Raw genomic sequence first — 24,829 nt, 5'->3', positions numbered from 1 at the left:
AATAAAGTGGTTAAACATTTCGTTAAATCGTATACAAATTTATACGGATTATGTAATCAGGCAAGTAATAGCAAGGGAAATCCCTATTTTTGTTAATAACTTGCTCGATTTGTTGATAAAGCCCATGTATTTTGTCGATTATTAGCGTTTACATTAGTAAATATAAGGGCTTACAGCATTTTAGCATCGGTTTTAAACGTGTATCCGTTGAGTAAAGATTTTATATCCATTAATCGTTTTCCAGGAAGTTTTATTGTATCAATTATTATAAATCCGTTTTTTACGGCTACTTTTAATTCTTTTTTTGATGTGATAACAGCTCCTAAATTATAATTATGGTCTTCTTGTACTTTTTCTACAGCATAAATTTTTACGTCAAGGACGTCTTCTCCATTTATAAGTTCGCTCCATGCTGCAGGGTACGGACTTAAACCACGTACTTTATTGTAAATATTATCCATACTATCGTTCCAGTTAATTTTACAATTATCACGATTTAGTTTGTATGCCGTTTTTATATCTACGTTTTCTTTTTGTTTTTGGGTTTTTACAGGCCCTTTTTCTATGGAAGCTACTGTTTTTAAAACTAATTCACTTCCTGTTAGCATTAATTTGTCATGAAGGCTTCCGGCGTTTTCGGTTGGTTCTATATTAATTTCTTCTTGTAAAATCATATCACCAGTATCAATTTTTTCATCAATAAAAAAAGTAGAAACACCTGTTTTTGTTTCGCCATTTATAATAGCCCAATTTATTGGAGCAGCACCACGGTAATTTGGTAATAACGAAGCGTGTAAATTAAACGTGCCATATTCTGGCATTTGCCACACTACTTTGGGTAACATTCTAAACGCTACTACTATTTGTAAATTGGCGTTTAATGCTTTTAGTGTTTCTATAAAATTGTCGCTTTTTAAATTTGTGGGTTGTAAAATGTTTAAATCTTGCGATTTAGCATATTGTTTTACTGCGCTTTCGTTTAATTTACGACCGCGTCCTGCTGGCTTATCTGGAGCTGTAATTACACCAACAATATTGTAGTTGTTTTCTACTAGTGTTTTTAAGGTGGCCACAGCAAAATCTGGCGTGCCCATAAATACAATTCTTAAATTCCTCATTGCTTGCTGTTTTTTATAAATGACTTAGTTTATAAGTATTTGTTGTTGTTACGTTAATGGTGTTCTGTTCTAAAAGTTGTTTTAAAGCTTGTTTTAAATCGGTTTCGTTACATTTTAAAACTTCAATTATTGCTCTAGACGATAAATCTTTGGTTTGTAGCAATTCAATAATTTGCTTTTTTATGTATTTAAGGTCTTTAGTTTTGTTTGATTTATTCAAGTTTAAACAAACCGAACAAATACCACAAGGTTTCGTGTTTTGCTCTCCAAAATAGGCAAGGAGCTGCTCGCTTTTACAAAGTGTTTCGTTTTCAATATAGCTAAGCATTGCAGAAACTTGTTTTTCTTTTTGCTTATTTTGTTTTTCAACAGTTTTTGCAATTCTATTGATGGTTTTATCATCTTCTCGAGGCTCAATAAAGGTAATTTGAGCGTCGGTTTTACTTAAATTAAGAGTTATAATTTCATCGCGCTCTAAATGGTTTAAAATGGCTATTATTTTTTCTGCGGAAGCAGACGATTTTTTAACAACTTTATTTAAATCGATTGCTGCTTCGTTATCAAACACACCGCCATACATACGTAAAATTGATTTTACGATGATATCGAAATCTTGATGATGCTCTAAATAGTTAAAAAGCGCGTTGTTTGACGTTATAAATTGAAGCGTTACTTTGTTTTTAAATTGTTTTGAAAGTGAAATGATGCTATTTCTATCGAGTAATAATAAGGCGTTATAACAAAGTGTTGAATTAAAATTATAGGTTTTGCTAAAGGTGTAAAAATCGAAATCGAAGGTTAAATACTCGCCCTCACCGTATGGAATTTGAAAATAATTACACAGTTTACGATATACTTGCTGTACAAAATTTACAGGAGGTAAAACCTTTAAAAATTGGTTTTTTATTAATACCTCGTCGCTATTGTTTTTCAAAATAACAGCAAAGGCTTTTTCTCCATTTCTACCAGCGCGACCTGCTTCTTGAAAGTAGCTTTCTATACTTTCGGGTAAATTTAAATGAATTACGGTTTTAACATCGGGTTTATCTATTCCCATACCAAACGCGTTTGTGGCTACCATAACCTGGCATTGGTTATTTAACCAAGCCGTCATGTTATCGTTTTTAGAATTATTTGCTAAACCGCCGTGGTATGTGGTTGCCTTTATGTTTTTAGTGTTTAAATAACTGCTTATTTCGTTGGTTAATTTGCGGTTTCTAACATAAATAATAGAGGGCTCTCTATATTTTTTTAAAATAGCTTCAAGCTTATAAAGTTTGTCTTCTTCATGAAAAACCATATACGCTAAATTACTTCTAAAAAAGGACTGTTTAAATAGTTTCGGACTAATAAAATCGAGTTCTTTAACAATATCATCAACTACTTCTGGGGTTGCCGAAGCTGTTAGAGCAACAACATTTACAGTGGGCTGAATTTGGCGTAAAATAGTAATGTTTTTATATGCGGGACGAAAATCGTTTCCCCATTGCGAAATACAATGTGCTTCATCAACAGCAATTAAGTTTACATGCATTTGTTTAATGCGGTTTTGCACTATTTCTTGCTGTAAACGCTCCGGCGATAAATATAAAAATTTATAATTACCGTAAACACAATTATCGAGCATGGTATCGAGTTCGTTGTAACTTATACCGCTTGTTAAAGCCATCGCCTTTATACCTTTATTATTTAAGGCTTTAACTTGGTCGTTCATTAAGGCAATTAATGGCGAAATAACAATACAAATGCCTTTTTTAGCTAATGCAGGTACTTGAAAACAAATGGATTTTCCGCCGCCGGTTGGCATTAAAGCAAAGGTGTCTTCGCCTTCAATTACCGCATTAATTATGGCTTCTTGTTGGCCTCTAAAGGAGGTGAATTTCCAATAACGTTCTAATATGTTAATGGGATGTTCCATTTACACCCCTAAAACTTTAAGTATAAAATTGGTGCGGTTTTCTACGGTATCGAATGGTACATCGATTAATGTGTAGTTGTAGTGTTTGTAGGTGTTTACCAAATTATCGTGAATTAGTAATGCCTGTTCAAAGTTTTCGTAACGTTCGCTATCGCTAGTATAAATTTCTTTCCAGGGTTTTAAAATAAAAACGGCATCGTAAACCGCATCATTGCAGGCATTAATAAAGTTTTCCGGATAGGTATCGCCAATGTAATCCATGTAAGCTAAAACATCGGGAATTCCACGATCAAAAAACACGGTTTTGTTTTCAAAATTAAGAGCTTCGGTAAATTGCTTTTGGCGTCCTTTTAAAAGTAACTCGCTAAACAAAAGGGGATTAGTTAAAAATAACTGATCTATACCATCCTTTTTGGCCTCAATAGTCACTTGCCTCGAAATTTCTTCAAGACAAACATAACCTCTTTTAATTAGGTCGTTAATAATACTCGATTTTCCAGTGCCTGGGCCACCAGTAATTACAATTCTTTTGGTATTCAATGTTAAAAATTTTGGTAAAAATCGTAATAAAAGCGTTATAAAAAAAATGGAAACAAAACTCTATATTTGCATCTTATAAAAGTAACTATGAGTACAGCACAAAATCCGGAAGAATTCTACAAAAAATTAAAGTCACAATTACAAGATACGGCACTTTGGCCATCTGAGTATTTATATAAGTTTATTGTAAAAACCGACCCCATTAAAATTAAGCAAGTTGCCTTAATTTTTGATAATTTGGGTGCGGTAATTAATACGGTAGAATCGAAAAATGGAAAATACACCAGTGTTTCTATTAATGTCGTGATGAAAAATCCTGATGCTGTAATAGAAAAATACAAAGAAGTGGCAGAAAAAGTAGAAGGCGTCATTAGTCTTTAGTTTTTTTTTGTATTTTGCCAAGGCATAATTACTACATGCGAAAATTTAAAACTTCACATTTATTTTGATAGATAACTTAGAATACAATACCGAGCGCGAACATTTAATTATTCCAGAATATGGTCGCCATATGCAGAAAATGATTAATCATGCTAAAAGCATTGAAGATAAAGAAGAACGTAATAAAATTGCCAAATCTATTATTGCTGTAATGGGTAATATGCAACCGCATTTACGCGATGTTCCAGATTTTCAGCATAAACTTTGGGATCAATTGTTTATTATGTCTAATTTCGAATTAGATGTAGATTCGCCTTACGAAAAGCCTACCAAAGAACTTTTTGATGAGCGCCCAGAACCTTTAAAATATCCACAAAATCATCCTAAATACCGTTTTTATGGTAATAATATTAAAACGATGATTGATGTTGCAAATACTTGGGAAGAAGGCGATTTAAAGGAAGCTTTAGTGTACACTATTGCCAACCACATGAAAAAATGTTTTTTAAACTGGAATAAAGACACGGTTGAAGATACTGTAATTTACGACCATTTATTCGAGCTTTCTGGCGGAAAAATTAACCTTAAAAACTCTGATGAAGATTTAACCGATGCTTCAAGTTTAATGAGAAATAAAGGAAAATTCTCGAACAACAAAAAAGGAGGACACCACAAAAAAAATAATCGTCAAAGAAAACGCTACTAAACGTTATGGGAACATTTAAAATTGAAGGCGGCCACCAATTAAAAGGCAGCATTCAACCACAAGGCGCAAAAAACGAAGCTTTGCAAATTTTATGTGCCGTATTATTAACACCAGAAAAAGTAACTATTAACAACATACCGGATATTGTAGATGTTAATAAGCTAATTAAACTACTTGAAAAACTAGGTGTTAAAATTGAAAAATTAAGCAAAAGCACTTATACATTTCAAGCCGACGAGGTAAACTTACAATATTTAGAATCCGATCAATTTAAAATAGATGGCCGTGGCTTACGTGGTTCTATAATGATAGTTGGTCCGCTTTTAGCGCGATTTGGTAAAGGTTACATACCAAAACCAGGAGGAGATAAAATTGGTCGTCGTCGTTTAGATACGCATTTTGAAGGTTTAATAAAATTAGGAGCCAAATTTGGTTACAGCAGGGAAGAGCAGTTTTACGGTGTTGAAGCCAAAAAGCTAAAAGGAACCTATATGTTGCTTGAAGAAGCTTCGGTTACTGGAACGGCTAATATTGTAATGGCAGCCGTTTTAGCTGAAGGACAAACCACAATTTACAATGCAGCTTGCGAACCGTATTTACAGCAACTTTGTAAAATGCTTAACCGCATGGGGGCGAAAATTAGTGGTGTTGGTTCTAATATGTTAATTATTGAAGGTGTTGATAGTCTTGGCGGAACAGAACATACCATGTTGCCAGATATGATTGAGATTGGTAGCTGGATTGGTTTAGCAGCTATGACCAAAAGTGAATTAACTATTACCAACGTAAGCTGGAACGATTTAGGGATTATTCCTTCGGTTTTTAGAAAATTAGGAATTACGGTTGAAAAACGAAACGACGATATTTATATTCCGGCGCATACGGATGGTTATGAAATACAGAGTTTTATTGATGGTTCTATTTTAACCATTGCCGATGCACCTTGGCCAGGATTTACACCCGATTTATTAAGTATTATTTTAGTTGTAGCAACACAGGCTAGAGGAAGTGTTTTAATTCATCAAAAAATGTTTGAAAGCCGCTTGTTTTTTGTTGATAAACTAATTGATATGGGAGCAAAAATTATACTTTGCGATCCACATAGAGCTACAGTTATTGGCCACGATTTTAAATCGACCTTAAAAGCAACAACCATGACATCGCCCGATATTCGTGCTGGTGTATCGTTGTTAATTGCGGCACTATCTGCAAAAGGGACTTCAACTATTATGAATATTGAGCAAATTGATAGAGGTTACGAAAATATAGACGAACGTTTACGAGCTATTGGCGCTAAAATTGAACGTTTAGATTAAGGTAATAACCAAACAAAATTTATAAATTAAAAATCCTGAAAGCGATTATGTTTTCAGGATTTTTTGGTTTGGTTGATAGGTTATGGTTAAATTATTAAAGAAATAACATCATAGAAATTTTTAACAAATTTAGGTCTTATGGTTTTTTCAATATGTTTTTCATCAACATAAACTCTAAATTTTGCGGGACTAAATTTTTTTAGAGTTTCTAATTGCTGTTTACTTATAGGGTAAGCCACTTCAACACCTTCCGCTTCACTGCCAACTAAACTAATAGAACCACAACCATAACAAGTAAGTTTAGTTTTAGGGTTAACTAGTTTTAAAATGTCGTTATTTTCAAGTTTAAATAAAAATTCTTGTCCTTTATCAATTGAGAAAACTTTCCCTTCATCAATAAGCTTAAAATTAAAATAGTATGTTTCATTAATTTTAGTGAACCTATAATATGCAAAAAAACCTTCGAATAATGACGCAGAAATTGTTGCCCATGAAGTTTCTTTTATACTTTCTCCAGTGAATTCATCTATTTCGTTTTTAACTAGTCTCTGGCCATAGGTGCTAAAAGAAATTAGTAAAATTGTTAAAATAGTAGTGGTTGTTAATTTTTTAGTTTTCATTTATTTTTAATGTTATCACTTCTATAGTTAGTGTGTTTTTATTGTGTTAAGTATCTTATAAAGAAATGATTACTTTAAAGAAAGAAACTAGTGAGGGAAAATTTCCCTGAGGTTATTTTAATGGTGTCATTATTATCGTCGTTATAAACTGTTATGGCGTTAAAAATTCCTGCTGCAGAATCTTCATCAAGGTGGGTCAATGTTATGCTACCTGATCCTTTGCTAAAATTTGCAGAATACTTTTTATCAGTTTCAGTTTCCACGAGGATACTTGTTAAATCTACCTCGGAATCATTATTGTTTAAATTATAAGTTTTTCCTTTTTCGGGGTTTTCAATGGTAATGATTATAATTTTTCCTGGGTTTTTAGTGCTACCTGTAATAGTTAAATATTTTGTAGAATAAGAACCTAATGTAAGTGTTGGTTCAAACGATTCTCCGTTTAGTTTACAGGTAATATAATGCCCATCCGGTTTGAAATTTTCTGTTTCCGATTCTGAATTTTCAGAACAATTAAAAAGAAATAGTGATGATAAAAATAAAGTTAAAAGCTGTTTTTTCATAATTCTGAAGTTGGACTAAGTTTGTTGAGTAAAAAATTAATAGCTAATTAATTACAGTAAAATTAGTATTTGAAATTACTTAAATCAATACGGGATTTTACTGATTTTATGTCTGACTTTCAGGTGTATAAAGTCTTAAAACGGAATTATGAGTATTTCAAGGAAAGTTTATAAATAAATTTCAATCTTAGAAAAGCGAATAAAAACAGAAAACCCTCGACGTTGCTTTGAGGCAAACTTGTCGAGGGTTTTCTTAACTAACCAACCAAAATTGTTACGATCGTCTTCTTACCGATGTCGATCTTGTATTGTTGCCGGAACTTCTGTTGCTTTTATTTGCTGAAGTTCTTGTTTGTGTGCTTTTTTTACTTACCGAACGAGAAGCAGTTGCTTTTGTAGTTGTTCGTGAGTTGTTTCTATTACCGTTACTATTGTAGTTACGGTTGTTCGTTGTTTTTACTTTTTGTGTAACCGCATTTTTTCTGTAATTAGAGGCTACTCTGGCATTCGAACGATTATTGTTTGTGTTTGCTTTAGTAACTGTTCTACTAGTTCTAGTTGTAACGGTTCCATTATTATTTGTTCTCGTTACTGTTCTGCTATTTCGTGTTACATTATTATTACGGTTATTAGCGTTTCTGTTTACCGTAGTGTTATTTCTAGTAACTTTTGTATTGTTACGGTATCCTTTATTTCTAGAAACATTGTTTCTGTTAGCATTTGTGTTAATTCTTGTAACGTTTCTATTACTTCTGTTTACAGTAGCATAATTTCTGTGTCTCGCAATAGTGTTGCCTCGTCTTGTTGCAACAGCCGTTCTTGGCCTAAAGTTATTATAAAACGGTCTGTTATAAACGTATCTAACTGGGTTATAAAATTGTCTGTAAGGTCTATTAAACACCACTCTAAAGTTTACAGATGGTACTACGTAAAATCTGTGCCATGGTCTGTAAACATATCTGCGGTTGTAAACATTTATAAATCCGCTGTAATGTGTAAATCTATTATAATTGTTATAATGTACATTTAACCCACCTACACGTGAAACAAATCCGAAATTGTTATAAAACACATTTATGTTACCAATTTGGCTTACTCTACCGTAGTAGTCGTAGTAAACGGGTGTATTTTCAATTTGAATTATAGCTCCATACTCATCGTATTGTACATAAGCATTATAATCATAACCTGAATTAAAACTTAAATTTACATTTGGCGATCCAATAGAAACATTAACTCTAGGGTTGTTGTTTAAAATATTAAAATCGAATTGTCCGTCGCGGAAAATTGAAAACTCGATTCCATTTTCAACAAAAATGATAGAGTTTGCATAACCATCATAAATTGAAGATTTTGTAGTATTTACTTTTGCGTTGGTTGTGGCTGCATTAACAGTAAATCCTGTAAGGACTAAAGCTGTTATTAAAAATATAAACTTTTTCATAATTGTTTTGTTTTAATGTGTTACGCTTAATTATAAACAAACAGCGTGCCAAAAATTAAATTATATAGTTAATTGCTTGATTTTCATTTTATTAATGGTGGTTTTTTGGTTTGTCTTTATGAAAAAATCAACTTTTTTAATAAATTTTACTTAAGGTTTTTTAACCTGTAATTCATTTTATAATGTTAAAATGAAATAGATTTGAAAAGAAGTTTTATACTATTATGGTGAAGGCTCTGTAATTAAATTTTTGGTAGAAAAAATAAATCCCCAAGGCAAAAACTTGCGTTTAGGGATTTTATATTATTTAATAAATTAATTTTTATTAAAATTACCTTCTATTTTTATTAGTTGTTTTCACAACCGTTTTTTTAGTTATCACTTTTGTTTTAGTTACTTTATTATTGATTTTTACACTACCTTTTCTAGTAACAATTTTACCATTTCTGTTGTAGTTAACATGTAAACCTCCAATTTTTGAAACAACGGCGTTATTATAATTAATATTTATAGTTCCGGCTCTGGTAATATTTCCAAATCTATCATAATTAATATTTACGGTGCCAATTCTGGTAATTTTTCCTGTTCTGTCTTTTATAACCGAATTTCCACGTCTGCTATTAGCGTAATTAATTTTTGTGTTATAATTAAAGTTACCATTTGGATAAATGTAAAATTCTATGCCGCCTTCAATAAAAATAATTGGCTCTGCATTTCTATAGGTTGTTACAATTCTTTTGTTGTTGTTTAGGTTATCTGTATTTGGTGTTTTAGCAAATGCGGTTGCTCCAATAAATAATCCTGCTAAAACTACTGCTAATTTCTTCATAATGTTCATTTTTTAAATTAATATTTTCCGAAAGTTAAATCGCTTGTTAAATAAAGCTTGATTAGGGCTTTTCGGTTTTGTTGTTGCTTTTTACAATTCAATTTGTGTGCCAAAATTTTAACATGCTGATTTGTAGTTTTTTATGTGATTGGATAAATATGAATTCTTTTATTAATTTTAAATCAACTAAAAAAGAATACATGAGTGAGCTGTTAGAAACCTGTAAAAATTGTGAGAAGGTATTTTATTCGGCTTATAAATTTTGTCCTCACTGTGGGCAACAAACTAAAGATAAACTTACCGTTGGTGTTTTATTTGCTAATACTATTCAAAATTATTTTGCTTTCGATGCGCGCTTTTTTAAAAGTTTCTTCCCGTTATTATTTAAACCAGGGTTTTTAGCCCGAAAATTTGTAGAAGGCAGGCGTTTAATGTATTTGCATCCGGCACAAATGTATTTGTTTGTAACAGTAGTGTTTTTCTTTTTGTTTTCGTTTATTCAAACAAAACAAATTGAAAATTTCGATAAACAATTGGCTAAAAATTTAGATGAAAACTCAAGTATTTTATCGAGTAATTCGCAAATAAAAGATTCTTTATTATTAGCGGAAATTAAGCGTGAAGACTCAATTGCTAAAGCCGAAATACGTGATGCGTTGCAGCAAACCAAGGGTTTTATAAATTTAAGTGATAAGGCAATAGATTCTATAGCAAACAATACTTCGAATAAAAAAAACACCAATATAAATTTTAGTTTCGACGAAAAAGTAATCGATTCATTAATTGCTATTAATGCTTCCGACCAAGAAATTTATAAAAGTATGGGAATGGACGAAGACGATAATTGGTTGAGTAAACGCATGTACTCGCAAGCACTAAAATTTTATAAATCGAAAAGAGGTGGTAGTATTTTAAAGGCTTTTTTTGACACCTTTCCCATTGCGATGTTCTTTTTGCTTCCAATTTTTGCTTTTATATTAAAGTTGTTTTACTGGAAGCGTGGCTTGTACGCTCATCATTTGGTGTTTAGCTTTTACTTTTTTTCGTTTTTATTTGCCACCTTTAGTATTACACTTGGTGTAAATTTTGTGTTTAAACTTCCAGCGTGGGTTAATTTTTTAATAAGCTTATCTACTTTTATTTATTTAGTTTTAGCGTTAAAGCAATTTTATAAACAGGGTAAATTTATGAGCTTTTTAAAGGGCGGATTGGTGACTTTTTTGTTTATGTCGTTTGTTATACCAGCAACCGTTGTTATTTTAGGCTTGTTTTCTTTTTTATTTTATTAATGTGAATTTAAAAAGAAGAATGAATTTAAATTTTATCTTTTAAATATTTACCAGTTTCTGAAGCTTTTACTTTTACAATTTCTTCTGGTGTTCCAAATGCAACCAAATTACCGCCATTTTCACCACCTTCCGGACCCAAATCAATAATATGGTCGGCACATTTAATTAAATCTAAATTGTGCTCTACAACAATAATGGAGTGACCGTTATCTATTAAAGCATTAAACGATTTTAAAAGTTTTTTAATGTCGTGAAAATGAAGTCCAGTTGTAGGTTCGTCAAAAATAAATAAGGTATTGTCTTTATTACTGCCTTTTCCTAAAAAAGTAGCCAGTTTAATACGTTGCGCTTCGCCACCAGAAAGGGTAGAAGAGCTTTGTCCTAAAGTTACATACCCTAAACCAACATCTTGTAATGGTTGTAATTTCTTTTTAATTTTTGTTTGTTTTGAAGCTTCAAAAAAGGCAATAGCATCATCGATTGTAAGGTTTAAAATATCATCGATGTTTTTATTGTTAAATTGTACTTCTAAAACTTCTTTTTTAAAGCGTTTTCCTTTGCAAGTTTCGCATTCTAAATGCACATCGGCCATAAATTGCATTTCAATGGTTACTTCACCTTCGCCTTTACAAGTTTCACAACGTCCGCCATCTACATTAAAACTAAAATGTTTGGGTTGGTAATTGCGAATTAAACTTAATTTTTGTTTTGAGAATAACGAACGAATATCGTCGTAAGCTTTTACATAAGTTACAGGGTTTGAGCGCGACGAGCGCCCAATAGGATTTTGATCGACAAATTCTATATGTTTTATATTGGTAAAATTGCCTTTTATTTCTGAAAATTGCCCAGGTTTATCACTGAAATCGGTTAGCCTTTTTTGTAAAGCAGGAAAAAGTATTTTTTTTATTAAGGTGCTTTTTCCGCTTCCAGAAACTCCAGTAATAACGGTAAGCATGCCTAGCGGAAAGCTAACATCAATATTTTTTAAATTGTTTTCGCGAGCACCTATAATTTCGACATTATACTTTGAGGTTCTACGTTTTTTAGGAACTTCAATTTTTAAATTTTCATTTAAATACTTAGCTGTTAAAGATTCGGAGTTTAAAATACCATCAAAATCTCCTTCTGCAACCACATGTCCTCCAAAAGTTCCAGCTTCGGGACCAATATCTATAATATTATCGGCAGCTTTCATTATATCTTCATCGTGTTCTACAACAATTACGGTGTTACCTAAATCGCGTAATTGTTTTAAAACTAAAATGAGACGTTCCGTGTCTTTAGGGTGCAAACCAATACTTGGTTCGTCTAAAATATACATCGACCCAACCAAACTACTGCCCAACGACGTCGCTAAGTTTATACGCTGACTTTCGCCACCAGAAAGCGTATTCGATTTTCGGTTTAGCGTTAAGTAATCTAAACCAACATTGCTTAAAAATGATAAACGACTGTTAATTTCCTTTAATAATCTTTTTGCGATTGTAGTATCGTAATCGTTTAATTCTAGCTGATTAAAGAAATTCGCTAGTTTGTTTAATGGCATTTCAACCAAATCGGTTAACGTGGCTCCAGCAATTTTAACATAATTAGCTTCTTTTCGTAATCGTTTACCATTACAAGCTTTGCATTTGGTTTTTCCGCGGTAACGCGATAGCATAACACGGTTTTGTATTTTGTATGCCTTCGATTCTAGTTCTTCAAAAAATGAATTTAATCCTTCAAAATATTCGTTACCATCCCAAACTAATTGTTTTTGTGCTTCGGTTAATTCGAAATAAGGTTTATGAATAGGAAAATCGAATTTATGTGAGTTATTTACCAATTGGTCTTTATACCAACTCATGCTTTCTCCACGCCATGGGAAAATAGCATTTTCGTATACAGAGAGTGCGGTGTTTGGTATTACTAAATCTTCATCTATACCAATAATATCGCCGTAACCTTCGCATTTGGGACATGCACCATAAGGGTTATTAAAACTAAATAAATGAATGTTTGGTTCTAAAAAATTAATGCCATCCAATTCAAATTTATTGCTAAAATGTCGTTGTTTATTATTATTTAAAGTTTCAATAATACATTCACCTTTACCTTCAAAAAAAGCGGTTTGTACAGCATCGGCCAAACGGTTATAAAAATCTTCATCGGTTTTGGTAATTATTCTATCTACAACCAATAAAACCGAATCTTTATTACCTAAATTTTCAACTTCATCAATTCTTAAAACTTCTTCTTTAACTTTAATTCTGGAGTATCCTTGCTGGTTTAAAGCTTTAAGTTTATCGTTTATACTGCGTCCTTCTTCTAAGTAGATAGGAGCGAGAAGCAGCATTTTTTCTCGTTCGGGAAACGTTTTTATATAATTTATAACATCGGTAACTGTATCTTTTTTTACCTCATTGCCAGAAATAGGCGAGTAGGTTTTGCCAATTCGCGCAAATAAAAGTTTTAGGTAATCGTAAATTTCGGTGGTAGTACCAACAGTAGAACGCGGGTTTGTTGAGTTTACTTTTTGCTCAATAGCAATAGCAGGTGCTATTCCTTTTATATAATCTACTTTTGGTTTATTTAAGCGTCCTAAAAACTGGCGAGCGTAACTAGACAAACTTTCTACATAGCGGCGCTGGCCTTCTGCATAAAGCGTATCGAATGCTAAGCTAGATTTTCCAGACCCCGATAAACCAGTAATAACAACCAATTTGTTTCGAGGAATTATAACATCTATATTTTTTAAATTGTGCAATTTAGCACCCTTTATTATAATGTTTTCTTTAGGATTTACTTCGGAAATATTTACGCTCATACACTTAAATAAGGATAAAAAACAAAGATACTATTAAGTAATTATTTAGCTAAATTATTAGTGTTTAAAATGATGTTTGAAGTGATTGCTTAGGCTTAAAATACGTTTTAGTGTCTTTGTAAATCGTTAAAAATCAGAAAAATTAGTGTTTTTGTTAAAAAATGAATTTAAAAATTGTTTTTTAGGAACGATTGTTGTTATATTTGACATTATATAATTTTTTTAAATAAAAACCTGCCTATAGCGTAACATTACTTTTTTAACATTTAACCCCAAATAAAGAAGCAATTCTTTGAAAAAAGTAATGATTATGCAATATCAATTAATTTCTGACGCGACATTAGTAAGTAACTATATTAAAGGCCAAGAATTGGCTTTAGAAACTTTAATAGTAAGACACAAGCAAAAAATTTACAGTTTTATTTATTCGAAGGTATATGATAAAGATGTGGCAGAAGATATTTTTCAAGACACATTTATTAAAGTTATAAACACTTTAAAAAGAGGTGCTTATAACGAAGAAGGAAAGTTTTTACCTTGGGTAATGCGTATTGCTCACAATTTAGTAATAGATTATTTTAGAAAAAACAATCGCATGCCAAAATTCGATAACACAGGTGAATTTAGTATTTTTTCTGTTTTAAGCGATTCTAGTTTAAATGCAGAAAAAAGTATTATTAAAGACCAAGTAGAAAGTGATGTTCGCCGTTTGGTTGATGAATTGCCCGATGACCAAAAAGAGGTTTTATTAATGCGTATTTACAAAGATATGAGCTTTAAAGAAATTTCTGAAAAAACAGGTGTTAGCATTAATACAGCTTTAGGCAGAATGCGCTACGCACTTATTAACCTAAGAAAAATAATAGACAAGCATAACATCGTTTTAACAAATTAAAACAATAAAGTAAATTTTGCTGCGTTATTAGTTTAAATTAACTTTTAACATAATAAAATGGCAAAACTTTACTCCGAAAAAAAATTTTTAAACGAAATGCAGCCAAAAGAAGAAACAGTAAAATTTCTTCTAAATTACTCAAAGGCTTTAAGTGTTATAAATTATAAAAAAATGAAGTTTGAAGCGCTTCTTAATTAAAATAAAAGTCCTGTTTTCAGGACTTTTTTGATTTATAGTAATCATCTAAAACCGATTTTCTTCCAATGGTTTTAGTAATTACGTCTTTTTCTAAGTCCCAACCACGTGCAGGAGAGTATTGGCGACCATACCAAATAATTTGTAAATGTAAATCGTTCCAAAGTTCTTTAGGAAATAAGCGTTTGGCATCTTTTTCGGTTTGTACTACATTTTTTCCGTTTGTAAAATTCCAACGGTACATTAATCGATGAATATGCGTATCTACAGGAAATGCCGGAATACCGAAAGCTTGAGAAAGTACTACAGCAGCGGTTTTATGTCCAACAGCTGGTAAGGCTTCGAGCGCCTCGTAAGTCTGGGGCACTTTACCATCGTATTTTTCAATTAAAATTTTCGATAAACCATGAATGCCTTTACTTTTCATTGGAGATAACCCAACAGGTTTTATTATTTCTCTAATGTCCTCAACGGTAAGTTTTACCATATCGTAAGGGTTATCGGCTTGTTCAAATAACAAAGGTGTAATTTGATTTACACGAACATCGGTACTTTGTGCAGACATTAAAACTGCAATTAGCAACGTGTACGGATCTTTATGATCTAATGGAATAGGAATTTCAGGATATAATTTATACAAGGTATTTATTACGAAATTCACCTTTTCTTTCTTTGTCATTGTTGTATTTTTGTTTTGTAAAAAATCAAAGTTAATATTATGAATACATTAAAACAAGGCGATGCTGTTCCAAATTTTTCGGTAAACGACGAGTCAGGAAATGTGGTATCGTTAAGCGATTATAAAGGAAAAAAACTTATCGTATTTTTTTACCCAAAGGCAAGTACACCAGGTTGTACGGCCGAGGCTTGTAATTTACGTGATAATTACAAAGCTTTACAGGATGCGGGTTATGAGTTGTTGGGTGTAAGTGCAGATAGCGAAAAACGTCAGTCTAATTTTAAAAATAAATATGAGTTTCCGTTTCCATTGTTAGCCGATGAAGACAAAACGGTAATTAATGCTTTTGGTGTTTGGGGATTAAAAAAATTTATGGGACGTGAATACGACGGTATACATCGTAAAACTTTTATTATTAACGAGGAGGGCATTGTAGAGCGTGTTATAAATAAAGTAAAAACTAAAGATCACGCAGCTCAAATTTTAGAATAAAATAAAAGAGGCTTTCAGCCTCTTTTATTCATATTTATTTTAATCTTTTTCGATTTAATGTTAATGGTTTTCGGCTGTATCCAAACAGGCGATAATCTTTTATTAACTCTGCTGTACCTTCAGGAACCATATCTTCCCAACCCGTTTCGCCATTAGAAATCATTTTTAATATTTCTCTGGAGAAAATATTCATGATGCTTTCATCGTACTCCTCAATATCTATAACTTTTCCGTTGTATTTAAAGAATTTGTAAAGCTCTTTCATTCTTGGGTGAACTTTTAAATTTTCACTATTTATTAGTTCTCCTGTTTTCGCATCGAGCATAGGGTATAAGTAAACTTTTAGGTCCTTAAAGAATAATTTTCCAAACGCCTCAAGTATGCCTCCGCTAATATGGCGGTAATATTTTTCGTCGAAAGTTTCAATCATATTACTAACACCCATTACTAATCCCATTCTTGCTTTGGTGTAATTTGAGAAATATTCTACTACTTTATAATATTCTTGGAAATTAGAAATCATTACCGAATGCCCAAGAGAACAAAGCAAATCGGCTCTGTCGATAAAATCTTGTTCATCAATCTCTCCTTCAGCTCTTAGGTTTGATAAGGTAATTTCAAAAACCACTTCGGTTTTTTCTTTCGACACTTTATTTTCGTTTACAAACAACTCATACGACTTTTCATACATAGCCATGTTAACCTTTGTTACAGGTCTAAAACTACCACGAAGGGCTAAAATATTTTTCTTATAAAATATTTTTGCAGGTAAAACATTCGTGCCATCGGGCCCAAACATTACTGCATCTGTCATGCCGTTTTTAACAAGTTGTAAACTCATTAAGCGGTTATCAACATTTTTAAATACCGGACCAGAGAAGTTTATCGTGTCTATTTCTACTTGATCTTTATGTAAGTGATCGTATAAATAGCGCAATAATTTTTTAGGTTGATTATACTTATAAAATGCACCATAAATAAGATTTGTTCCTAAAATACCAAGGGTTTCTTGTTGTAAACGCGCATCGGTTTCTTTAAACCTAAGATGTAAAATAATTTCGTTATACTCGCCAGATGCCTCAACTTGATATCGGATACCAACCCAACCATGGCCTTTAAATTGCTTTGCAAAATCAATAGTTGCTACCGTATTGGCATAAGTAAAAAATATTTTGTTTGGGTTTTTTTCTCGAGTAATGCGGTCTTCAATTAAATTCATTTCATGCGCCAGCATTTTGCGTAATCTGGCTTCTGTAACGTATCTTCCGTCATCTTCGGTACCATAAATGGCATCACTAAAATCTTTATCGTATGCCGACATAGCTTTAGCAATTGTTCCCGATGCACCACCTGCTCTAAAAAAATGCCTACATGTTTCTTGGCCAGCACCAATTTCGGCAAAAGTTCCGTAAATATTTTCGTTTAAATTTATACGAAGTGCCTTAGTTTTAAGCGATGGCACATTATCGATTTCTTTATCTCCTTTTATGGTGATTTCCATACTATGTATATAGGTTAAAACAGTTTAACACAAAGGTATTAAATAAGTAAAGCAAACAAAAAAATAAGTTTATTTTTGTAGTAAACTTTAATATTACATTGAAAATTACATTTTTAGGTACAGGCACTTCGCAAGGTGTTCCAATAATTGGGAGTAATCACCCGGTTTGTTTGAGTTCAAATAAAAAAGATAAACGCTTACGAGTTTCAATTTTAGTTGAATGGGATAATTATACGTATGTTGTAGATTGTGGTCCAGATTTTAGATATCAAATGTTACGATGCGGTTGTACAAAACTCGATGGGATAATTTTTACGCACGAACATTCCGATCATGTTTTAGGTTTAGATGATATTCGACCATTTTATTATATGCACGGTGATATGCCGTTATATGGGCATGAGCGCGTTTTAAAAGAATTAAGTATTCGTTTTAATTATATTTTCGAAAATAAAAATAAATATCCTGGAGCACCCGCCGTTATTGAAAATGTTGTAAAAAACAAACCTTTTAATTTATATAATCTTGAAGTTGTTCCTATAAATGGTTTGCATGGCGAACTTCAAGTTTTTGGTTATAAATTTGGAAATTTCGCATACCTAACCGATATGAAAACAGTCGCAGATGAAGAGGTTGATAAAATTAAAAATATAGATGTTCTGGTTGTAAATGCTTTACGAGAGCAGCCACATCATTCACACTTTAATTTAGAAGAAGCATTAGCGTTTATAAAACGTGTAAATCCAAAAAAGGCCTATTTAACACATATTAGCCATTTACTTGGTTTTCATGATGAAGTTGAAAAATCGTTACCAGAAAATGTATTTTTAGCATTTGATGGTTTAGAATTATTTGTTTAAAAATTGAAAATTATAAAATGAAGAAAAGAATTTTTATGTATTTGTTTGTATTCGCGGTATTGTTAATAATTTTTCAACACGTAAATGCAAAACATATTTTTGAAGATTTAAATAAACAAAACCAAGGATTTAGAGCGCAAGTAGAGAAATATAAAGATTCTTTAGTAGGCTTGCACCATAAATTACAAGACTATTCTGGTTTTAGTTTAGAGCAAAACGAAGATGCTATAAGCTATTTCGAAGCAGATGGTTTAGAGGTTGCAGAATTAATGCCCTATATTAAAGATAAATTATACGAAACTAATAATGTTAAAGGAGAACATCCTATTGTGCCATATACTTCGAGCGCAGGCAGACAAATGCGAATAAACAATGTTAAGTTTTTAAACCATAAATGGTTAATAGCTAATTTTTCAGATGGTGAATTTTGGGGAGAAGTTTTAGTGAAATACTTTGTTAATACCGATAAATCAATAGATTTTGAGCTATCGGAAGCTTTTTTATACCCAGTTAATTAAATTTTAATTGGCTTTATAAGCAATTCCTTTTTGTTTTTTTGTTTCACCTACATATGAATATTCATAGGTGTAAGAAGAATCGGTAGTAGTTAGTATTTTTAAGTGAACATCTTTTCGTTCGGCTCTATTTTTAGGATTGATTGTTTTAAAAATAACTTCACAGTCATTTATCCAGCGCAGTTTCGAGGAGTCTATTTTATTATTGTAAGTTTCAACCTGTACGTGTTCATTTCTGTAAAAGGTCGATTTGTATAATTTTCCGTTTATTGAAACTTCACTGTAAAAATTTCCAGTTTTAAAATCGCTACAATTTCTAGTTGTGCTATAACAACTAAAAACCAACACACATAAAATTAAATATAAAAACCGCATATTTCTCTATTTCTATTTTATGCAAAAGTAGAAAAGATAATTCTATTAATTATTGAAGTTTTTAAAAGTTCCGTCAGAATAAAAAATAACTATTCGTTCAATAGTTTTTCCTTTTTCCGCAAAATTTTGAATAGGTGGTGAAATCGTCTTTTTTTCCTGTTCATTATAATTAGTCGAAAACAAATCTTCTTTTTGTTTTTCTGTAATAACCGATTTGTTTTGGGCTTCAGAAAAAAAATCACCTTTGCCATTAAAAAGCCAATATAAGTTTATTTCGGGGTAGGTATTTAAAATTTTTAAAATAAAGTCTAAACTGGGTTTATTCCTTCCAGATAAAATATGAGATATACTAGAACGCTGCACACCAATTTTTTCGGCAAAAGAGGATGCAGATTCGTTGTAATAATCTATTACTTTTTGGAGTCTTTTTATAAAATCTTCACTGTTTATCATTGTAAACAAAAATAACAAAAATTTTAATTACAAATGTAAACACGTGGGTTTTTGATTTGTAACAATTGGTGAAAAATTCAAAATTTTATTAAACTTTTAGTTTAAGTATTGATTTGTAAATTACTGATAAATAAAATTTTAATTTAAAGATTAATTGTTTATAGATATTCCTGTAAACCCATATTAAATATCATCTACTAGAGTGTTTACATTTATATACAACTCCGGATTTTTACTTGTTTACATTTGTGAAATTTATATTGTTTACATTTGTAACTCAATATAAATTCATGGATACTTTAGAAATAAAACAATTATTTAATAAGCATAAGGAAATTAGTTTGTTTCATCGATACATTACTAATAAACATATAGACGATTTAATTAAAAATTTAGATAACAGTGTTATTGTAGAAACTATTGGAACTTCTGTTTTAGGCAAATCTATTTATGGTTTAAAAATTGGATCTGGCGAGAAACGAATTTTAATGTGGTCACAAATGCATGGAAACGAGTCGACGACAACAAAGGCTATTTTCGATTTATTAAACACCTTTAAAGAAGAAGAGCAGTTAAGTTCAGTTCTAAAAGTATGTACCTTATATATTATACCAATTTTAAATCCAGATGGGGCAGAAGCCTATACTCGAATAAATGCCAATGAAATTGATTTAAATAGAGATGCCCAAAATTTATCGCAACCAGAAAGTAACTGTTTAAAAGCTGTTTTTACTCGTTTTAAACCACATTATTGTTATAATTTACATGGACAGCGTACCATTTTTGGAGTAGGGAATACAGGAAAGTCGGCAACCGTTTCGTTTTTAGCACCGGCACAAGACCAAGCCTGTACCATAACAGACAACAGAAAAGTGGCTATGGAAATTATTTCAGAAATGAATACCGCTTTGCAAGAAATAATTCCTGGTCAGGTTGGTGTTTACGATGACGCCTTTAATATAAATTGTGTTGGCGATACGTTTCAAAGTGAAAATATACCCACAATATTGTTTGAAGCTGGTCATTATAACGCAGACTATGGCAGAGAATTTACTCGTGAACTGATTTACATATCCTACGTAAAATCTTTGTTATATATTGCCAATACAGAGGTTACTGGAACTTATTATAAAGACTACTTAAAAATCCCGGAAAATAAAAAATGTTTTTATGATATTATAATAAGAAATGCTAAGTTTAATAACGAGCTTTTAGATATAGCGATTCAATACCAAGAAGTGTTAATTGGTAAAAAAATTGAGTTTAAACCAAAAATTGAAAAAATTGAAAAATTAAGCCAGTTTTTCGGTCATAAGGAAATAGATGCTAATAAGGCCGTTGTTTATACTGAAAACGGTGAATTGGTAGAAAAAGGTTACGAAAACGTTTTCGTAATAATAAATAATGAAAAAACTTCATTAATTCCGAAATAAAACGTAGTTTTTATATGTTATTTTTAGTAAAAATGTATTAATTTTACTTTTTGTTTAACAAAAATTAATTATGGGAAAAATTAAACTGGACGAAATCGATCATCAAATTCTTGATATGTTGATAGATAACACAAGAATACCTTTTACAGACATTGCAAAAAAATTATTAATATCGGCAGGAACAGTACATGTTCGTGTAAAAAAAATGGAAGAATCAGGTATTATAAAAGGTTCTTCGTTAATGTTAGATTATAAAAAATTAGGTTATTCATTTATAGCTTATGTTGGTGTTTATTTAAATAACACATCACAAACTAAGTTTGTTTTAGAGCGTATTAATGAAATTCCTTACGTTACTGTAGCCCATATTACAACAGGTAAGTTTAATATTTTCTGTAAAATTAGAGCGAGAAGTACAGAACATGCTAAAGAAGTTATATTCTTATTAGATGATATCGAAGGTGTTTATAGAACAGAAACTATGATTTCTCTAGAGGAGAGTATAAACGATAAAAAACGTTTAATGCACTCCATTTTTAACGATTTATAATATAGACAATACGTATTTGGCTCTCTTTTGAGAGCTTTTTTTTGATTAAAAGTGTAGATTACAGTAGTATTTGGTAATTTAAAGAATTTTTTTGACCATTTAAATTCGAAAAATGATATTTACTTTTAAATAAAGTACACCCAATTCTAATAATATTATAATGAATAAACTTAATCTAAATTTCAAGCAATTTCTATTATTCCTTTTTATTTCTTTTTTAGGCACGTCTTGCGTTACGAAAAAAGACATTGTTTATTTTCAAAATGCAAAAGATTTTGAAACTATGGTTGATACAGATACTTTTGAGGCTAAATTAAAGGTTGGTGATATTGTTAGTGTATATATTTCAACATTAAATCCAGCATTAGCGCAGCCTTATAACTTGGTAATGGAGACAGGTGCAGCTGGTGCAATGGTAACATATATTATTGATGTTGATGGAAACATTGATTATCCTGTTCTGGGAAAAATTAAGCTTGTTGGATTAACAGTTGAAGAAGCAAAGGAATTATTCAAAAAAAAGTTTAAAGACGGCCACTTGTTAAAAGATCCTGTGGTTATTATTCGAATTTTAAACTACCGTGTTACTATTGCTGGAGCTGTTAATAGGCCGGGAGTTTATAATATTGAAAATGAACGTGTAACTATTCTTGAAGCTTTGGGAATGGCGGGTGACCTAAGTTTAAATGGTAAAAGAGATAATGTTTTAGTTATTAGAAACCAAAATGGTACAAAAGTATACACTAGAGTCGATTTAACAAGTAAAGAGATTTTTAATTCTCCGGTGTTCTATTTAACTCAAAACGACTATGTTTATGTTGAGCCTAATAACTCTGCAATTAGTACTGCATCTGGAGACAGACGTCTAAATACAGTAATGACAATTACATCATTTTTACTCACTACAGCACTTATTTTTGTTACAGTAAATTAAATTTTATTAATATACAAAAAAGCCATACTTTTTAAGTATGGCTTTTTTTTTGTAATCAATTTTTTATTCTTAAAAAATTAATTATTGTAATATTTAAAAGCATCTAAAATTATTTGTTCATCTACAATACAATCTATTTTTGGCTTGCCTATACTTTCCAATAAAACAAAATTTATATTTCCATGACTGTTTTTCTTGTCGTACTTAAGTAATTCTAAAATGGGTTTAATATCTACGTTTTCAATAGTTGTTTTTCCGTAGTAACCAATAAATAAATCTTTTATAAAATCTCTATCTGTTTTAGGGAAACCAGTGAGTTCAGACGAAATGTAACATGCCAGAATCATTCCAATTATAATGGCTTCTCCATGTAAAAGTGTTGTTTTGTTTTCGTTACCTAAAAAATATGTTTCAATGGCATGCCCTAGTGTGTGTCCAAAATTAAGGGTTTTTCGTAAGCCGTTTTCTCTAGGGTCTTCTGTAACCACATTGCGTTTAATAATTACAGATTCGTAAATTAATACATCCAAATCATCTAAAGAAAGTTTTGATAAGTCGCTAAATTTATTCCAATAAGCAATATCACTAATTAGGCCGTGTTTTAGCATTTCGGCTAGTCCAGAGCGCATTTGGTTTGTTGGCAAAGTGTTTAAAAATGAGGTGTCAATTAGCACTAAATCGGGACTATCAATAACACCAATTTGGTTTTTCAAATGCCCTAAATCAACTCCTGTTTTTCCTCCAACAGATGCGTCAACCATAGAAAGTAGGGTAGTTGGTACGTTTATATAAGCAATACCGCGTTTAAAAGTGCAAGCTACAAAACCTCCTAAATCCGTTATAACCCCGCCACCAACATTAATCATTAAACTTTTTCTGTCGGCGTCTAAATCAGACAACGTGTTCCAAACACCAACACAAGTGTCAATAGTTTTGTTAATTTCTCCAGATTCAATTTCAATAATTTCAAGGGAAATATTGGTTTCAAGTTTTTCTAGAAAGCTTGCTAAACAATACTGATGAGTGTTTTCATCGACTAAAATAAAAATTTTAGAAAAGTTATTTAATTTAATATGCTTATTTAGAGCTTTGTAGCATTTTTCGTTAAAATATATTGTGCTGTTGTTTGCAGTTATTGCATCCATGAAAATGAAATTATTTTTTAAAGCTGTGAAATTAAGGAGTTTTTTGTAAAAAAAGATTGCTTAGCTATAATTATCTTTGTCAAAATTTTTTCAATCATGAATACCGACTTAATTTTTGATAATACCGAAGTAGCCTTTGCTCTTAAAACTGATTCTGAATTAGAACGTGCCTATTTTTTATTTAAAATGATTTCTATTGAACCATTGGTTAAAATTGGTACGGCAGCAACCAATTTTGCGCTAAAAGCACATTTACCTATTGAAGGTTTAATTCGCTCTACGGTTTTCGATCATTTTTGTGGAGGCGTAAATGAAGAAGATTGCTTGCCGGTTATAGAAAAAATGTACTCAAAAGGAGTGAGTTCTGTATTAGATTATTCGGTTGAAGGTAAGGCTAACGAAAACGAATTTGACGCTGCTAGAGATAAAATTATTAAAATAATAAATTTTGGAAAGGACAATGAAGCAATGCCTATTGCTGTTTTTAAACCTACAGGATTTGGTCGGTTTTATCTGTTTGAAAAATTAGGAGAAGGTAAGCCGTTGACAGAAGCAGAACAAGCAGAGTGGGAGCGTGTTGTACAGCGGTTTGATGTTGTTTGTAGTGCTGCAAAAGCTTGTGATGTTACTATTTTAATTGATGCCGAAGAAAGCTGGATGCAAACTGCAGCCGATGGTTTAGTAACCCAAATGATGAAAAAGTATAATACAGAAAAACCTATTGTTTTTAATACTGTACAAATGTACAGGCATGATCGTTTAGCATTTTTAAAAGAAGAATTAAATAAGGCAGAAAACGGGGGGTATTTTTTAGGGTATAAATTGGTTCGCGGTGCTTACATGGAAAAAGAAAATGATAGAGCACAAGCAAAAGGTTATAGTACTCCAATTTGCGAAAGTAAATTTGCAACCGATCAAAATTTTAATAACGGGCTATTTTTTATTATGAAAAATTTGAACAAAATCCATTTATTTGCAGGAACACATAACGAAGATAGTTCTTATTTGTTAATGCGTTTAATGGAAGAACAAGGTTTGCAAAACAATGATTCACGTATTTGGTTTGGTCAGCTTTACGGTATGAGTGATCATATTAGTTTTAACTTAGCCGACAAGGGGTATAATGTTGCGAAATATGTGCCGTTTGGTCCTGTAAAAGATGTTATGCCGTATTTAATTCGTCGCGCCGAAGAAAATACTTCTGTTGCTGGACAAACGGGTAGAGAATTAGCGCTATTAGGTACAGAAAAACGCCGAAGAAAAGTGTAG

General features: G+C 31.4%; 25 protein-coding genes. 12 read left to right on the top strand and 13 right to left on the bottom strand.

Annotated elements, in window-relative coordinates:
• Positions 1-170: 170 nt before the first annotated feature.
• From fmt to LG651_RS09875, 3 genes are read right to left on the bottom strand one after another with little or no spacing between them, the layout of a single operon-like run.
• Entirely contained in the window at positions 171-1,118 is a 948-nt protein-coding gene (fmt, locus tag LG651_RS09885; protein WP_226695966.1) for a methionyl-tRNA formyltransferase, read from the bottom strand.
• Between the two features lie 13 nt (positions 1,119-1,131).
• Entirely contained in the window at positions 1,132-3,036 is a 1,905-nt protein-coding gene (locus LG651_RS09880) for a RecQ family ATP-dependent DNA helicase (RefSeq protein ID WP_226695965.1), read from the bottom strand.
• Entirely contained in the window at positions 3,037-3,576 is a 540-nt protein-coding gene (locus LG651_RS09875; RefSeq protein ID WP_226695964.1) for an AAA family ATPase, read from the bottom strand. It abuts the gene before it with no gap.
• 87 nt (positions 3,577-3,663) lie between these two features.
• On the opposite strand from LG651_RS09875, the gene LG651_RS09870 reads away from it, so the two are divergent.
• From LG651_RS09870 to murA, 3 genes are all read left to right on the top strand, one after another.
• A complete protein-coding gene (locus LG651_RS09870) occupies positions 3,664-3,957 on the top strand; it encodes a DUF493 family protein (RefSeq protein WP_226695963.1) in 294 nt (97 codons plus the stop codon).
• 64 nt (positions 3,958-4,021) lie between these two features.
• Positions 4,022-4,663 (top strand): DUF4290 domain-containing protein, encoded by a 642-nt coding sequence (locus tag LG651_RS09865; protein WP_226695962.1) that lies wholly within the window; start codon positions 4,022-4,024, stop codon positions 4,661-4,663.
• Between the two features lie 5 nt (positions 4,664-4,668).
• Entirely contained in the window at positions 4,669-5,979 is a 1,311-nt protein-coding gene (gene murA / locus LG651_RS09860; RefSeq protein WP_226695961.1) for a UDP-N-acetylglucosamine 1-carboxyvinyltransferase, read from the top strand.
• Positions 5,980-6,065: 86 nt separating this feature from the next.
• Here the strand turns inward: murA and LG651_RS09855 are convergent, their stop codons facing one another.
• The 4 genes from LG651_RS09855 to LG651_RS09840 form a co-directional block, all read right to left on the bottom strand.
• Entirely contained in the window at positions 6,066-6,599 is a 534-nt protein-coding gene (locus LG651_RS09855; protein ID WP_226695960.1) for a hypothetical protein, read from the bottom strand.
• A gap of 74 nt (positions 6,600-6,673) precedes the next feature.
• Positions 6,674-7,162: a DUF6252 family protein gene (locus LG651_RS09850; protein WP_226695959.1), complete on the bottom strand. Its 489-nt coding sequence runs from the start codon at positions 7,160-7,162 to the stop codon at positions 6,674-6,676.
• A gap of 274 nt (positions 7,163-7,436) precedes the next feature.
• Positions 7,437-8,606 carry a hypothetical protein gene (locus tag LG651_RS09845; protein ID WP_226695958.1) on the bottom strand — a complete coding sequence of 390 codons (1,170 nt, stop codon included), beginning with the start codon at positions 8,604-8,606 and terminating at the stop codon, positions 7,437-7,439.
• A gap of 331 nt (positions 8,607-8,937) precedes the next feature.
• On the bottom strand, positions 8,938-9,435 hold the full coding sequence (locus LG651_RS09840) for a hypothetical protein (RefSeq protein WP_226695957.1): 498 nt from the start codon (positions 9,433-9,435) through the stop codon (positions 8,938-8,940).
• Positions 9,436-9,593: 158 nt separating this feature from the next.
• Between LG651_RS09840 and LG651_RS09835 the strand changes: the two genes are divergently transcribed.
• The gene (locus LG651_RS09835; RefSeq protein WP_226695956.1) at positions 9,594-10,724 is read left to right on the top strand and encodes a DUF3667 domain-containing protein; all 1,131 of its coding nucleotides are present in this window, start codon (positions 9,594-9,596) and stop codon (positions 10,722-10,724) included.
• Positions 10,725-10,749: 25 nt separating this feature from the next.
• On the opposite strand, the gene uvrA is transcribed toward LG651_RS09835, so the two are convergent.
• Entirely contained in the window at positions 10,750-13,533 is a 2,784-nt protein-coding gene (gene uvrA, locus LG651_RS09830) for an excinuclease ABC subunit UvrA (RefSeq protein WP_226695955.1), read from the bottom strand.
• 310 nt (positions 13,534-13,843) lie between these two features.
• On the opposite strand from uvrA, the gene LG651_RS09825 reads away from it, so the two are divergent.
• On the top strand, positions 13,844-14,428 hold the full coding sequence (locus LG651_RS09825) for an RNA polymerase sigma factor (protein ID WP_226695954.1): 585 nt from the start codon (positions 13,844-13,846) through the stop codon (positions 14,426-14,428).
• A 214-nt stretch (positions 14,429-14,642) separates the two neighbouring features.
• Here the strand turns inward: LG651_RS09825 and LG651_RS09820 are convergent, their stop codons facing one another.
• Positions 14,643-15,302, bottom strand: a complete 660-nt coding sequence (locus LG651_RS09820) for an endonuclease III domain-containing protein (RefSeq protein ID WP_226695953.1) — start codon at positions 15,300-15,302, stop codon at positions 14,643-14,645.
• Positions 15,303-15,341: 39 nt separating this feature from the next.
• Between LG651_RS09820 and bcp the strand changes: the two genes are divergently transcribed.
• Positions 15,342-15,794 carry a thioredoxin-dependent thiol peroxidase gene (gene bcp, locus LG651_RS09815; RefSeq protein WP_226695952.1) on the top strand — a complete coding sequence of 151 codons (453 nt, stop codon included), beginning with the start codon at positions 15,342-15,344 and terminating at the stop codon, positions 15,792-15,794.
• Positions 15,795-15,828: 34 nt separating this feature from the next.
• Here bcp and LG651_RS09810 read toward each other — a convergent pair whose 3' ends face one another.
• Entirely contained in the window at positions 15,829-17,295 is a 1,467-nt protein-coding gene (locus LG651_RS09810; protein ID WP_226695951.1) for a TonB-dependent receptor, read from the bottom strand.
• Between the two features lie 98 nt (positions 17,296-17,393).
• Between LG651_RS09810 and LG651_RS09805 the strand changes: the two genes are divergently transcribed.
• On the top strand, positions 17,394-18,155 hold the full coding sequence (locus tag LG651_RS09805) for an MBL fold metallo-hydrolase (RefSeq protein ID WP_226695950.1): 762 nt from the start codon (positions 17,394-17,396) through the stop codon (positions 18,153-18,155).
• Positions 18,156-18,172: 17 nt separating this feature from the next.
• Positions 18,173-18,673, top strand: a complete 501-nt coding sequence (locus LG651_RS09800; RefSeq protein WP_226695949.1) for a hydrolase — start codon at positions 18,173-18,175, stop codon at positions 18,671-18,673.
• Positions 18,674-18,676: 3 nt separating this feature from the next.
• Here LG651_RS09800 and LG651_RS09795 read toward each other — a convergent pair whose 3' ends face one another.
• Both LG651_RS09795 and LG651_RS09790 read right to left on the bottom strand, forming a co-directional pair.
• Entirely contained in the window at positions 18,677-19,045 is a 369-nt protein-coding gene (locus LG651_RS09795; RefSeq protein ID WP_226695948.1) for a DNA topoisomerase IV, read from the bottom strand.
• Between the two features lie 45 nt (positions 19,046-19,090).
• Complete coding sequence (locus tag LG651_RS09790) at positions 19,091-19,498, bottom strand: helix-turn-helix domain-containing protein (protein WP_226695947.1); 408 nt, start codon at positions 19,496-19,498, stop codon at positions 19,091-19,093.
• Positions 19,499-19,788: 290 nt separating this feature from the next.
• Here LG651_RS09790 and LG651_RS09785 point away from each other — a divergent pair, with 290 nt between their 5' ends.
• The 3 genes from LG651_RS09785 (at position 19,789) to LG651_RS09775 (ending at position 22,415) form a co-directional block, all read left to right on the top strand.
• Positions 19,789-20,931 (top strand): M14 family zinc carboxypeptidase, encoded by a 1,143-nt coding sequence (locus LG651_RS09785; RefSeq protein WP_226695946.1) that lies wholly within the window; start codon positions 19,789-19,791, stop codon positions 20,929-20,931.
• 70 nt (positions 20,932-21,001) lie between these two features.
• The gene (locus LG651_RS09780; RefSeq protein WP_044626184.1) at positions 21,002-21,481 is read left to right on the top strand and encodes an Lrp/AsnC family transcriptional regulator; all 480 of its coding nucleotides are present in this window, start codon (positions 21,002-21,004) and stop codon (positions 21,479-21,481) included.
• Positions 21,482-21,641: 160 nt separating this feature from the next.
• Positions 21,642-22,415 (top strand): polysaccharide biosynthesis/export family protein, encoded by a 774-nt coding sequence (locus LG651_RS09775; RefSeq protein WP_226695945.1) that lies wholly within the window; start codon positions 21,642-21,644, stop codon positions 22,413-22,415.
• A gap of 77 nt (positions 22,416-22,492) precedes the next feature.
• Here the strand turns inward: LG651_RS09775 and aroB are convergent, their stop codons facing one another.
• Positions 22,493-23,560: a 3-dehydroquinate synthase gene (gene aroB, locus LG651_RS09770; protein ID WP_226695944.1), complete on the bottom strand. Its 1,068-nt coding sequence runs from the start codon at positions 23,558-23,560 to the stop codon at positions 22,493-22,495.
• 96 nt (positions 23,561-23,656) lie between these two features.
• On the opposite strand from aroB, the gene LG651_RS09765 reads away from it, so the two are divergent.
• A complete protein-coding gene (locus LG651_RS09765; protein WP_226695943.1) occupies positions 23,657-24,829 on the top strand; it encodes a proline dehydrogenase family protein in 1,173 nt (390 codons plus the stop codon).

Source organism: Neotamlana sargassicola (assembly GCF_020523965.1).
In the GTDB taxonomy this organism is placed as follows: Bacteria; Bacteroidota; Bacteroidia; order Flavobacteriales; family Flavobacteriaceae; genus Neotamlana; species Neotamlana sargassicola.
The sequence above is the reverse complement of the archived record's forward strand: the minus strand, read 5'-3'. Positions and strand labels throughout refer to the sequence as shown.